The organism is Sporocytophaga myxococcoides, from assembly GCF_000775915.1.
Taxonomy (GTDB): Bacteria; Bacteroidota; Bacteroidia; order Cytophagales; family Cytophagaceae; genus Sporocytophaga; species Sporocytophaga myxococcoides_A.
Genome location: NZ_BBLT01000007.1, coordinates 194,458 through 208,095, shown reverse-complemented (window position 1 = coordinate 208,095; position 13,638 = coordinate 194,458). Strand labels below are relative to the sequence as shown.

Below are 13,638 nucleotides of genomic sequence, written 5' to 3'. Positions count from 1 at the left end.
ATTTAGTTTAAAGTTATAAAATCAATTAATCATCACTACTCCGCCTTTTATAACAGTCTGGCCAGAACCTTTAAGTTCAGCCATTGCTGCTTCAGCGGCAAATTTTGTACTCCCTTTTAGTTCCACAGCCATTCCTTCTCCTTTAAGATTACCTGTAGCTTTAGCCTGAATATCCTGCTGCGCTTCAATTATCACTTTCCCCTGAGCTTTAATTGTAAAATCCTTGACACAGTCAAAGGTTATCCCTGCATCATTCATCTCCATTTTATTATTATTCTTGTCGATGGCTGTTATGGCACCCTTATCATCGTCCAATACAATACTATTGTTGCCCGGAGTAATGATTGTAATGATTTTCTTTTCTTCATCGAAAGTCATTTTCATTTTACTTCTGGTTACAAATGATTTAGTATTATTTTTTGCTTCAGAAGTGAAGGCAGGAACATTTTTAGCACTATATACAGATCCTAAAATAATAGGCTGTTCAGGATCTTCATTTAAAAAACCAATAACAACTTCATCATTTATTTCAGGAATAAAAAAAGTCCCGGACCCATTCGTTGCATAAAAGGTAGAAAGCCTTGCCCAGACTCCCATATTATCCTGTTTCAATGTTGGATAACTAATCTGTATCCTATGCTGCCCTGCGGGATCTTCATCGATTTTTTTTACAATTGCAGTCTGGAGCCCTCTGATACCCGCAGTTATTCCGCTGGCAGCAGGAGCATCAATGTCATTATTCGCTTCAGAATAAGATTTAAAAGAAATCCCAAAGCTTGCTTGCGTATACCACTCACCCTCTTCAAGAACATGGTTTACTGCACTTACATATACATCACCATTAAAATGATCACTAAGGCCTTTTAATGTTAAAACGATATCCGGCTTCACTAGGGAACTACCAATAAATTTTGCATGCCCTTGCAACATAGATAATTTAGATCTCGTCAATTTACCTGTTGCCCAAGCCTGAAGGACATTATTAGGTAAATTTGCTGGTGTCTGAAGCTGATATTCCTGTATTCCATGTACGCTACTTAATTTAGCAGGAGTAATACCTACGGCTGGTATAGTCACACTTCCGGAATTTGCCTCCAGAATCTTTTGATTGGCAACATCCCATGCTACACTTGTTACTTTTGGAAATTGATTTCTAGCATCTATTTCAATGTCTATTTCCATTAAAGTCTGCCCATTCACCACTTCCACAACCGGAGCAGAAGAAACATCAGGATTACCAACTTTAACTTTGCTCCCATCTGTAACTACAATATGTCCATTGAAGTCGGCTCTCATCAGCATATAATCCCAATCTGAACAAAAATATTGTACAAGTTCCGGATGTGTTGCGTCAGTTGAAGTTACTGTCGCCTCAAGTCCACTATTACCGATCAGTTCTGATATAACCTGACTATCTGTTTTGTCAAGAAATATTGCATTGTTCCTTGCGAGAGCCATCTTATAAGCCTCTTCTTTACAATCAACAATCAGCCTACGACTATCAGGGGAAAGGCTTAATCCTTGTTTTACAATAATGCCTTCAAAAATTACTTCATTTTTAGCATGATAGCCGGCTTTAATTGTTATTTTCTTTCCAGGATCAAAAATGCCTGAATTAGCAGAAGGGAAATCATCGGCTAATCCGGTAAATCCACCATCCGCAATAGTAACAGTAGCTGTACCTATTCTATTAACTGCCCTTGAAACATTTATTGAGGTTACCTGATGTTGACCAGGAATCAGTGTACCGTCAGTAAGAATTTCATAAGTTACTAAACTGGTATCATTTTCTATCAGGGACTTACTCATACTATTGGAGGAAAAATAATCTCGGTACCAGGTTCAAGATTACGAAAATCTACCAGGTTGTTAAACTTCGCTACTTTTAAGTAAAGAGAACAATCATTATAAATTTCATTACACATTAAAGGTAATGTATCCCCAATTTTTACGGTTCTTAAATGTGTTAAATCAGGAGATTGAAGATCATGCTCCTTTGCCTGCTTAGAAGCTTCTTTTGAACTTTCAAATGAAGCTTCTAAAGTACTTCTTAAAGGATCTCCATTTGACTTGAACATAGTGTGGGTCACAGTAAGATTTTTCAATCTTCCCTGAAATGTATTTACACCCCAGATTATCTTTACAAATGGTATATCATGTGTTGAGCCTATAAAATCATATGTTGCTTTTTTAAAGGCTTTAATTTCTTCCATTATATCTATGGTTTTACTTCCATTTGTCCCCGCTTGACCTGTCACTCCTGTAGCATCAAGAGTAAGAGTCATATTCAGCTTTTTTGAAGGAGCTTTTTTTAGCTTTTGCGGACTATCAGTAGAACCTGGGGGTGCATCTTCAACAAATTCAACAGCATATTCCTGTTTGAAAGTAGTTGGATTAAACTGGACCTTAAATCTGGCATGCTCATCTTCAAAGGTCGACTTTTTATAGCCGATTATTTCCATCTTAGTCAATCCACTTTGATTTGCAGCCATTCTATCTTTCTATCTTTGATTGTAATTTTTGCATAACTTTATCCACACATTCCTTTACTATTTTATTTTTAACAGAAGAAGGCATTTCCAACTGCAAAGGTCTCTTCTCATTATCAGAGGAGGAAACCGTCATTTTAATAATTAATTCTTTAATTTCTATTGCCATAAATTAAACCTTTACCTGCTCAAATCGCTTATAAGTTAGTTCCAGGCTTTCGATAACAATATCATTATTCTGGGCATTAAAAGTCGATACACTCCACTTTGTGGGATATGCATCTATAAACTTCCAGGACATGAGCGGTTCATTCTCTTCATCCAACAAACTTACCACAACATCCTTGGTAACAATAGGTTGGTCAAAGCCATTAATCAAAGTTGTTTTACACCATTCACCTAAAGCTGAAAGAGAGGACACTAAGCCTCTCTTTAGCTGTAAAGGTGAATATTTCATTGTTTTAGGAAGCTTATAAGTAAATGAATTCACACCTCCTTCATAAAAGTCCTCAGTTGGTATTTCAGCAGAAATGCCTGAGACCTCCTGAAAATTTGAATCTAAGCCAGAGCTGTCATTGGTATTAACAATTCTAACTCTGAAATGAAATCCAACTGGTGGGTAATATTTAGATGTTCCACCAGCAGAAGGTTTTTTCTTGGAAGTTGAAGTTCCAGTTGCCATTATTTACTTCCTTAAAAATTAATATAATTAAGCAAGAGTCTGCACTATACCTTCATGAGCAAGCTCAAGGGTCTCTATTGCCACTTCATTTGCATCTGATTTTAAATCAGGTGCAGAGAACTTAATTGGGAATGCATTGTTGACAGTCCATGTAAAAAGAGGATTTCCTTCTTCATCAAGTAAGTTAATGATTACAGTTTCCCTTCTTTCTTTATTTACCTGAACATCATTCCACCAATGCCAGAATAATTCATCTCCATGAAACATACCTTTCTTCAATGTGATGTTTCCGTTCTTTTTAAGACCTGGTATTTTCTGAGTTAAAAATGTTGAATCATTTCCTGCGCGGTACTCAATAAATTGAGTTTCCATGCTTAATCCAGAAACCTCCTGGAATCCAACTGAAGTTCCTCCTATTTCTACTGAAAAGTGGAACTTAGGAATGGGCCATTGTGTATCTGCCATATTTTTATCTTTTTATTATTAAAAGTAATTTTCTGTTTAATTAAAAATTCTATCAATCAATTATGATTCCTGCATTTTTTGCTGGAATGTGATCACGATAAACTCGGCAGGTCTGGAGATCGCAACTTTCACGGATATCCTCATAACACCATCAAGAACATCATTCGGAGTCATTGTTGAACCAAGACCAATCTCAACCTGATAAGCCTGCTCAGGAGATGCTCCAACCAAGCCACCAAGTTTCCATAGATCATTCAAGAATGAAGAGATCATGCTTTTAACCAATACCCAGGTATTAGAAGTGTTAGGCTCATATACATAAGCTTTAGCTGCATATTTGATAGACTGCTCTATAAATATTAAAGTCCTTCTTACGTTTATATATCTCCAATCCTGACTGTTTCCGTCAAGTGTTCTTGCTCCCCAAACTATTGTGCCTTGACCAATGAATGATCTAATCGCATTTACTGATTTACCTGTTACTGTAAGGTTCAGGTCTTCCTGATCGTCATGAGTTAATTTTACGACAGGAGAAATAACAGAAGCAATGCTAGTATTGGCAGGAGCTTTCCATACACCTCTTGAATTGTCGATAGCAGTATAAATACCAGCCATTGCAGGGCTTGGAGGAAGCACGTTCAGAAGGTTTCTAACTTTTGTTAAGATAGACTTGAATACAGGGCTAACAACTTTTAATGTCTGATTAACACCATCAGCATCTGCGTCAGGATTCGAGATTTTCCTGATCTCAGCTTTTATTTCGTCTGATTTCTTTTTATCATCCGTAGAACGATCGACCTCTTTATTAAGAAGGCTTTCCAAAACATCAAGATTTGAAATATTCTTAAAGCTTACTTCTTCATTCTGTACAATTGATGTGTTAAGGAATGGGTAATAAGCGGATCCATAAGCAAGGAAGTTGCTACCAACACCTTCTCTGAATCTAGTGATGACATCATTTCTGTCATAAGTTCTTGCTGCTGTTCCTTTGAATACATCCAGGATAGCAAATCTGTTCTTCATTTTGTAACCGCAATGAGCAATAATCGCCTGTTGAAGAGCGAAGCAATCACCTTCTTCCAATTCAACCGCTTCAGGAATGACTACCATAGTAGGTTCTTCTTCACTGATCAAGGCTGTAAGACCATCTTCCAAAGCTTTTTTAGAAATTGAATTTAGTTTTGGTCCTGAACCAGAGCTGTAGAAATCATCCTCTGACTGACTAGATTCTGCTTTATAATAAGTACCAACAGAAACAATGTAGCAAGTTCCACCTCCGTTTGCAAAGAACAATCTCAATGAATCATAAAAAAGAAATCTTGATTCACTGTCCTGAACAAGCTTGTAAGATGCACCGTCTACCTGGAAATCAAAAGATGCTCCCTGACTCTGCTGAATACTAAATGTGGTTTTTACTCCTGCACCAAAAATGCTGTGGTATTCCGCAAGAGATGTGATTCTTACCGGCTGGTTGATTAAAGACTCTCCTTCTCTTATTGCTTTTTCGGTATATCCAATGAATGCCGGAATAGCAGTAGGAATACCGGCAACAGAATTAGGAAAGGCATTTTTTTCTTCAATATAAACGCCGGGGGTTGCTAAAGTTTGCGCCATAGTTATTAATTGTAAAAATTATATGTGAATAATTATTTCAGAAAAAATTTTGGATTGCTCATCCCGTGATTCAGGCTTTATCATTTCAAATGAAGCGAATGGTAATTTATCCATTATAACTTTCCCTCCCGAACTTCCATTCTTCGCATGCTTCAATTGAAACCTGTAATCATACATTTGCTTTAATGGCAAAGGCTGATCTGAGATAAACATAATCGCACTAGCTCCGTTATTCAGCTTTACCTCCTGAGGGCCGGAAAACTTTAAATCTCCGGAGCCGCTATCAATGACGGTATTTTTTAACCCTGAATTATATTTACTTATTAATAAATACTTCCAATAGGTCGATCTGGAATTAAATACTATTTTATAACTATAAAATGGAATGTCAAAACTCTTTATTCCTTCTATAAGTTCGTCTTTAATACTTCCAGTTAACGAAATATCAATGATTCCAACAGGCTTTAAAATTGGAGCATTCGTATAGAGTACAAATGAATCTTTTAAAGTTTCATTTTCATAAAGGAAATAAAGCCCCAAGGGTAAATGAGTATTATTGATAGCTATACTCCCGCCTGGAGCAACTTCTTTAACTAAAACGACCTGATTGAAATCGTTCTTAAATTCAAACTTACATCCTTTATCTCCACCAAGCAGTACTATTTCCTTTTTTAGAGAATATCTTTCTTTAGTGCCTGCAAATTGTCCGTGATGCAATAAAAGAGTTTCATTGTCTTTGATTACCCGATTGTTGGAAAAGTAAAAAATTTTCGAGTTATTTTCTAATGAAACATCAGTAAAGTTAGAAAAATATTGATTCTTAGTATATAATAAGTAAGTTAATTTTAATTCTTTTTTCTCTATTAGATTTAATAAGCCTTCAACTTTCTCGGGTGCATAAAGAAAAAAACACTCTCCTGCATCTTCTTTTGTAATAAGGTCAAGTTTACGAAATAAGCCTGAACTTTCAGAAGCTAAAACAATCTTCAAATCTTCACCTGGCCTATCAGCATAAAAATTATGCCCAATTGCTAATTTAAAAAGTGTTTTATAATTAAAGCTTATATCGAGCATTGTTCAAGTCATTTAATTTTTATATGATACTGCTAAAGCCTGAAACCCTGGTATAGTCATCTTCAAAATTACCTTCCTGAACAGTCACCATTCTGACTTTATATAATATTGAAGGAAGATATTTACCTCCCAGGGTCCCCCACAAATGACTTTGATTTTGCAAATCCTGATTTACTATTTCAAAAGTCAGCTTCTCAATGTTTCGATTTAAATCAGGAGTATTGCTATGGGTGAATACACAGTTGGCCTGAAAAAAACTTAAAGTAGCTGATAAAAACTTTAAAGCTTCCGGGTAGTTCTTATCTGTAAAATAAGCAGAACACATAACATAAATATTCAGATTAATTGGTCTTGCCATATTAACAGTAGAATTTAATCTGCTGGTTATAGTTTCTTCCTGAATATTGACTAAAGTAATTACGACTTTATCTGACTCAGTAATAGCAAGACTTCCATCCTGATTTACTATGTTAGATAAAATGACTTTATCTTCACCTAAGGCAAATCTGTTTTTTAGATAAAAATTGAGTCGTTCTCCAATTATATTTAGTACTGAATATATCATTTATAAAAATAATAGGTTTAAGGTAAATCTCTTTCAACCAAAAACTGTCTGCTAAAAATAAGAAATAATACTCCTGCTATTATAAATCCACCTAACAAAAATGCAACTTCACGCAAACCTGCATATTTTAGAGTAAAGAATATTAGGCCAAGAAGTATAAGAATCACCAATGAAATCCCACCTTGTAAAATAATTTTCCAATATCGTTTAAAACGATAACCATATCTGAACAATACCAAAAATCCTGCAATACTGATTCCCATTAGTGACCCGAATACGATGAATAGAGGTCTTGGGTTTGTTACCAGCACCCTCGGATTTTGAAGGATTCGCATACCATAAGACAACATCATCTGCCAGGAGATTCTAGGTTTTCTAACAGAAGCTTTTAAGACTTTTGGTTTTAACACAGAGTCTTCTTTTAACGAAAATTTGTCTGCCAATAATTCCCATAACTCTGTATGACCATTATCATATCCCAATGCCCAAATACCTACACCTCCGATTTTTTTCTCTTTTATCCAATCATACTTTTTACTCAATGAGACTTTGTCTTCAAACCATATTTGTCTGTACCTGTTCTGGTCGTCCCTATATACATGAAATTTACTTCCACTGACTTCATCATCACAACATAAAAGTTCACCATGTGTATTTTTTATACTTCTATACATGGAATATCCAACAAAAGCCTCTACCTTACTAGGAAACTTCAGATCTTTAGTTTGCCATTCCGCGCCGTAATACGGTAATCCTAAAAGTAGTTTTCCAGGAGGAACTCCAGCAATCAAATACTCATCAACTGCTCTTTCAAGATTATACGGCCACCAGACATTGCCGCTTTTAATTGGAGCTACCGGACCTGCAACCTTACTGTTTGCTCCATAAAACTCATACCCCATAATTACGAACATGTCAACATACTTTGAGAGCTGTTGCATTTCATAAACGTTATCAAAATCAACAGCCGGTAAAGCAATAGTTATGAGATAATCCTTTTTGGAAGCTCTCAGGCTTGATGATAAATCTATGATAAAGTTAGTAAGATCAGACCTGTTAGATGAAGAAATGGCTTCAAAATCAATGTTCACACCATCTGCATTTTTTTCTCTTAATAAGGTAATCAGAGTATTAATAAAGGTTTTTTGAGCACTAATATTGGACAAAAATTTTCCATTATTTCCGGTGCCAAAGTTCGTAACACTTAATACCACCTTACAACCATGAGCATGTGCAGAATCAATCAGAGTTGTAGTCTTCCACTCATGGATATTAAAGTAAGAACCTGTATTGGGGTCCAGCTCATAACTAAAATAGGCAATTACAGATAACAAAGAAAAGTTATAACTTTTATATGCATTCCCCATCCAATAGGGATGCCAGCCAAATACATGCTTAGTAGAGTCTAACTTATGATTTTTCTTGTATACCTTGTTATTAGTAATCAAAAATTCTTTCTGCCAGCCTTCTTCACTTGTGAGGTTGAAATTAGGCTTTCTCGATTTAACCGAAAAGTTTCTCTTCTTAAATTCTGTGGTATCAAATTGAACAGCTACATCCAGAACCTTGGGATCTTCTTGCTTGAGAGAATCTCTCTTAGCTATAAGATTTTGTAATGAATCTTTGAGGATTTTAACTGTTTCTTCTTTCTTTTTTTCTTCAGCTACCTTACCTTGCTTTTTGTCAACAGTATTATCTATAAGATCCCTCAAAACACCTTGACCAAATGAATCTAACTGCTGTAATAAAAGAACTGAACAAACTAACCAAAAAATTAAACTTTTATTGAGCATAATTGCTTATAAAACTATGATTCTAAAATTAATCTTACTTTATGCATTCTTAAAAATGGAGATTGCTGGCCATTAAGCAAAGTTAAATACTTCTTTTAAACAGACACAAAGATATTTTTTTTTCTAAAAAAAGCGAGCTTTTTCTCATGAAACTTACTTAGAAACAAAAAATATTTTTTTTAATATTGTAGCTTTAGAATCGTCTATGAAAAAACACTTTTTAGCTTGTTTGTTTTCCCTTCCTATATTCTCTTATGCTATTGCTGGAGGTAAGAATAAAGTTTCTCTGGAACAGAAAAATCCACTGGATTCATCACGATTATTGCGTGAAGAGCATATTTCTGCATTAAAAGCACTGCAGCCAAGCATGACAGGTAAAACTCAGCAAGGAAATAAATACGACCTATTCGGAATAAAGAAAGGAAAAGAATGGACATTTCTAATTCTTGATAGTACGGATTTTTACTCTATTAGAAAAGTTAAAGGCAAAAGTGAAATGGAGGAGAAAGATCAATCTTATACAGATATGATTTGTCTCATGATAGAAAGCAAACTGATAAGGCAAAAGAAAAAACCAAGGAATGTCGACGGATTAACATTCTCCTGTTACTATAAATTTAAGCCGAATGCGAAAAAAATGTACAGGAACTACAACAAGATCTCCAGAGATGCTAAGTTCTATCTAAAAAATGCAAAAGGAGGAAAACAAGGAAGAGTAAAAATCCTGGATAAGGCATTAAAATAAAAGAGGAGAAAATTCTCCTCTTTTTAACTCTATACATCTTTATTTCATTCATACTTTTCTTTAGTCTTTCTCTTCAACTTCGGTTTATACAAAGGATATGAATAGCCTAAAGAATACTGAAATGAATTTATCTTAAAATCACTGTCCGTATAAAAATACTTGTACATAAGATCATTGTTAGAATACCTTTTATCCGGATCATTTAGTTTGTTCAAACCATGACAATATCTCACATCCAGAAAAACATATCCCCTTCCAATAATATCCTTAACTTTAATACCAGCTCCCAGGATAAGGTTATAATTAAATCTTTGCCTTAAGCTCGTAACATCAATCTCTCCTTCTTTTACCTCACGACCTCCTCCTATATATAGAGAATCTTTTCTTAACGGTGACATTTTGGATTTTGCCAGATAGGATATAGAAACACCGGCATTTAAATAAGGTACCCATTTTTCTCTTCCAAAGTTAAAATTAAGAAGTATTGGAACTTCAAAATAGGTTTGAGTTTCCGGCAGCTCAATAGTTGAATAATTAAAAAGTCTTTCTTTAAAAACAAACCTCTTTTGCGTATACAATACCTCTGTTAGCAATGAAAATCTTTTGTATAAAGGAATCTGTAAAAAAACTCCACCCTGAATACCCGCTTTTGAATTATAATCCCCAATATTCATTTGAGAATTTTCATAGCTAAAATTTCTTTTGATATCTATATCCGAAACATTTACCCCAAACTTTCCCCCGATCAATAAATACGGTGTAGTTCTGAAGCTATTATAAAGCTGGACAAACTCATTAGGATCTGTTGGTCTTAATTTATATTCAGGTCCACTTTTTAATAAGAGTGTCATAGACTTTTCAGCTTTTTCTCTTTCATTAAAATAAAGATTTGATAAAGTCAATAGCCTATATGCTTCGACTCTTTCCTGTTTTGTAAAACCTTCATTTAAGCATGGCTCCAGGAGTTCTGCAATTTCAGAAATTCTACCTTCTTTATATATATCCTGAGCTTTTGAAAGCACTTGTCCACAATCACTGGTTTGGGCAGAAACCTGACATATAATTGCAGATATGAAAACTAAAAAAGTAGTTAATAAAAATTTGGATGCTATTGAATTCATTTTCCGTTTCCTTTCGGTTTATCTAAACAAGTTTTTTCATAAACTATATCATCTCCCACAAATTGCTCCCACTCTTTGTTATTCATGTTCCTGCTCACTTTGTCACAGACGATGTTTTTCATTAATTCAATTTTTGTAGGCCATACTTTTATCTTATTGTCTTTACATCCGGCAAGCAGCTTATTGCCATCAGGGCTAAATTCAATAGACCATACCCAGTCATCATGATCTTTAAGAACAATAGGAGCGTCATAAATATTCAGCATATTCCAGATACGGACAGTTTTATCAAAACTACCTGTAGCTAGTTTCTCTCCATCATTACTAAATCTGATATTGTTGATCCTTGCTGTATGCCCTGAGAGAGTTGCAAGAATTGTTCTGGTTTGCATATTCCAAATACGAACAATTCCTTTTTCATCTCCTGCAGCAAGCAGCAGTCCATTTTTACTGAATGCGATTGATACGACCGGCACATTATCCTGAAATAAAATTGACTCCTGATTTTTCTTATCCAGATCGATTAAAATAACATCTCCATTTCCTTTAGCTGCCGCAACAAGATTTAATGTTGGACTTGTTGCAATAGCATTGATTTTAGAATCACTGATTATGACTTCCTGAGAAGTGGCAGACTCAACATCCCATTGGTATATCTTTTTATCATTACCGGCAGAAATAATACTTTTTGAATCTTTAGTAAATCCAAGAAACCAGGTTTCTGTTGTTTTTGACTTAAATATTTTAGGTTTAGTACCAATCTGAGATAAATCAAATAGCTGTAAAAATGAATAATCACCACCAGCAATCAGAAACTTATTATCAGGACTCAATGCTATTGATTTATGTATATGAGTAGGAGATTCACTAATTAACTGCCTGGAACCATCTTCCTTCTTTGGATCCCAGCGATTAATTTTACCATCGCTTCCTGCGGAATAAATCATCTTTCCTGTGATGGTTGTTGTAAGCGCACGAACGTTTTGGTTATGCCCTTTTAACGGTCTGAACGTTGAATCGCCAAGAGACTTTATAGCATTGTACATAGCATCAAAAATATCAGGATCGTTATCTTTTCCTCCATGTTCTTTATTAAACAAAAACGCTTGTTGTGCTACAATCCCCTTTTGCTCTTTATCTACAAGGCTTACAGATTTAATTGCCATTGATTTTGCTATAGAAAGCATTCTAAGGTTAAATGCTTTTCTTTCTTCTGTCAGAGCTATTTGATGAGCCTTTTCTGCTTTGGCCTTTTCAATAAGTGCATTTTTTGTGGCAAGTTCAGCCAATAATTTCTGTTCTTTCGCTAACTGAGCATTCTTCAAGGCTTTTTCGGTTTCGCTTAAAGCAATTTTCTTCTGCTCTAAAGCTTCTCTTTCGCTGGCCCTGGCCTTTTCACTTTCCTGTTTTGCAATTTTTGCCTGTTCTTCTGCTACTTTAGATTGTCTTCTGGCTTCAGCTTTTTGCTTTTCTGCTTCTCTTCTCTGCTGCTCTCCATATATAAAGAATAAAAAGGCAACAATGGCTCCCAAACCAAGTATAAGGGCAGTTATTCTGGCGGCGATCAATCTTCTTCGCTGCATTTTCTCCTTCATAATTTGCTCTCTCTCGAATTCTTTTTTACTGAAATCAAGAAATAGCATAGTCCGTTCATAAGCCTTATGGTAGCGCAGTCCCCATATTTTAGACGGATTTTGTTCTGCCTGCCAGTTAAGGGCTATTTGCAGATCCGGAGGCCTCCATAGGCCAGACTTCCCTTGCTGATGCATCTCGGCTGCTTCAGCTAAGCGAAGATACATTTTTACTGATTCCGCTTCTTCCTCAACCCACTTAGTCAGCATTACCCATATTCTCATCAGACTTTCATGAGAAATATCAATAATACTATTTTCCTCCAGCTTCACATTGGAGGGAGGCATCAGCAATGTATTTCCTGTTTTTCTGAAATGGTCTACTACCTCTGTCACTTCTGCAACCGGAGCATTTGCAATCACTGCGATATCCGAAAGTTTAGCTGGCCTTCGCACTCCTCTTCCTTCATCCCCTTTTTCAGTTATTGATTTGAAAATCTTTTCACATATCCGTTTCTGATTTTCATTAAGTTCATTGAAAGCCTCATTGGCATGAACTGACAAAGCTTTTTGCATCCCCCCCACAGCTTCATAATGGGATATCTCCATTAAATCCGAATCTCCATTTCTTTGCCAATAATCCCATGTTCTCATCAATGCATGCTGCATAATCGGTAAAGCATCTGCATTGTCTCCCACATCATTTAAAAGTTGTTGAACGAGACGATCATCTATCTTACCTCCCATTACGGAAACAGGCCCTAAAATAGCTTGTTTCTTTTCTTCTCTCGTCATCTGAGGGATCAGAAACTGACTGTCATTAATTAACCTTGTCAATTTAGGAAACTGAGAACAGTCGCCAACAAAGTCCGATCTCATTGTAATGACTACGTAGATTGGAATTTCTCTCTGACTGACAGCTTCTGTTATAATTTTAATAAACGCTGAAGCCTCATCTACTGCTTGATCGTCGTTACTTTTAAATCTGAACAGTTCTTCAAACTGATCTATGAAAATGAGGTGGTTCTTTTTTTCTTTCCGTATTTTAGACTTTATTAGTTCTACCAACCCATAAGAGCTACCTTTAAGTGTCAAAAAATTCATATTTGACATGATTTCCCTTTTCTCAGGATCAGCTTCATTTTTAATTTCACTGTCTATAAGGGCATCAGAAAGATTTTTAATAGGTGCAATTCCGGGCCTGCATATAGATACCTCCCACTGAGATGAATCTTCAGTTCTGTAATCCCCATAAATTACCGGGAGCAATCCACAATACATAAAGGAAGATTTTCCAATACCAGAAGTTCCTATAACTCCTACAAACCTATGGTCTACAAGTTTTTTAAGCACTTCGTCTATTTGTCCCTCCCTTCCAAAAAACAAATGACTTTCCTCATACCTAAATGGTCTGAGCCCTGGAAACGGATTAGGCTTCTCTTCCTGGGGATTTCTCACTTGAGAAACCTTTTTTCCCGGCTTTACTTTTCCTGATGTTTTTGTTGAAAGCATCTTTTTA

At 35.5% G+C, this 13,638-nt stretch carries 12 protein-coding genes; 1 reads left to right on the top strand and 11 read right to left on the bottom strand.

What is annotated here, in order from left to right:
• Window positions 1–21: 21 nt before the first annotated feature.
• From vgrG to MYP_RS17100, 9 genes are read right to left on the bottom strand one after another with little or no spacing between them, the layout of a single operon-like run.
• Entirely contained in the window at window positions 22–1,809 is a 1,788-nt protein-coding gene (gene vgrG, locus MYP_RS17135; protein ID WP_045466018.1) for a type VI secretion system tip protein VgrG, read from the bottom strand.
• Complete coding sequence (locus tag MYP_RS17130; protein WP_052430294.1) at window positions 1,806–2,492, bottom strand: CIS tube protein; 687 nt, start codon at window positions 2,490–2,492, stop codon at window positions 1,806–1,808. Before MYP_RS17130 ends, vgrG begins: the two co-directional genes overlap by 4 nt.
• 1 nt (window position 2,493) lies before the next feature.
• Window positions 2,494–2,658: a DUF5908 family protein gene (locus MYP_RS26160; RefSeq protein ID WP_156140696.1), complete on the bottom strand. Its 165-nt coding sequence runs from the start codon at window positions 2,656–2,658 to the stop codon at window positions 2,494–2,496.
• A gap of 3 nt (window positions 2,659–2,661) precedes the next feature.
• Window positions 2,662–3,171, bottom strand: coding sequence for a phage tail protein (locus MYP_RS17125; RefSeq protein WP_045466015.1), 510 nt, complete (start codon window positions 3,169–3,171; stop codon window positions 2,662–2,664).
• A 27-nt stretch (window positions 3,172–3,198) separates the two neighbouring features.
• A complete protein-coding gene (locus MYP_RS17120) occupies window positions 3,199–3,636 on the bottom strand; it encodes a phage tail protein (protein ID WP_045466012.1) in 438 nt (145 codons plus the stop codon).
• Between the two features lie 60 nt (window positions 3,637–3,696).
• Complete coding sequence (locus MYP_RS17115; RefSeq protein ID WP_045466009.1) at window positions 3,697–5,250, bottom strand: phage tail sheath family protein; 1,554 nt, start codon at window positions 5,248–5,250, stop codon at window positions 3,697–3,699.
• 18 nt (window positions 5,251–5,268) lie between these two features.
• Window positions 5,269–6,324 carry a hypothetical protein gene (locus MYP_RS17110; protein ID WP_045466006.1) on the bottom strand — a complete coding sequence of 352 codons (1,056 nt, stop codon included), beginning with the start codon at window positions 6,322–6,324 and terminating at the stop codon, window positions 5,269–5,271.
• A gap of 19 nt (window positions 6,325–6,343) precedes the next feature.
• Window positions 6,344–6,889, bottom strand: a complete 546-nt coding sequence (locus tag MYP_RS17105) for a DUF4255 domain-containing protein (RefSeq protein ID WP_045466003.1) — start codon at window positions 6,887–6,889, stop codon at window positions 6,344–6,346.
• A 17-nt stretch (window positions 6,890–6,906) separates the two neighbouring features.
• Complete coding sequence (locus MYP_RS17100) at window positions 6,907–8,601, bottom strand: glycosyl hydrolase family 18 protein (protein ID WP_197060110.1); 1,695 nt, start codon at window positions 8,599–8,601, stop codon at window positions 6,907–6,909.
• 286 nt (window positions 8,602–8,887) lie between these two features.
• On the opposite strand from MYP_RS17100, the gene MYP_RS17095 reads away from it, so the two are divergent.
• On the top strand, window positions 8,888–9,427 hold the full coding sequence (locus MYP_RS17095; protein WP_045465997.1) for a hypothetical protein: 540 nt from the start codon (window positions 8,888–8,890) through the stop codon (window positions 9,425–9,427).
• Between the two features lie 44 nt (window positions 9,428–9,471).
• Here MYP_RS17095 and MYP_RS17090 read toward each other — a convergent pair whose 3' ends face one another.
• On the bottom strand, window positions 9,472–10,548 hold the full coding sequence (locus tag MYP_RS17090; RefSeq protein ID WP_045465994.1) for a porin family protein: 1,077 nt from the start codon (window positions 10,546–10,548) through the stop codon (window positions 9,472–9,474).
• Window positions 10,545–13,631, bottom strand: coding sequence for an nSTAND1 domain-containing NTPase (locus tag MYP_RS17085; RefSeq protein ID WP_081990561.1), 3,087 nt, complete (start codon window positions 13,629–13,631; stop codon window positions 10,545–10,547). Before MYP_RS17085 ends, MYP_RS17090 begins: the two co-directional genes overlap by 4 nt.
• Between the last annotated feature and the right edge of the window lie 7 nt (window positions 13,632–13,638).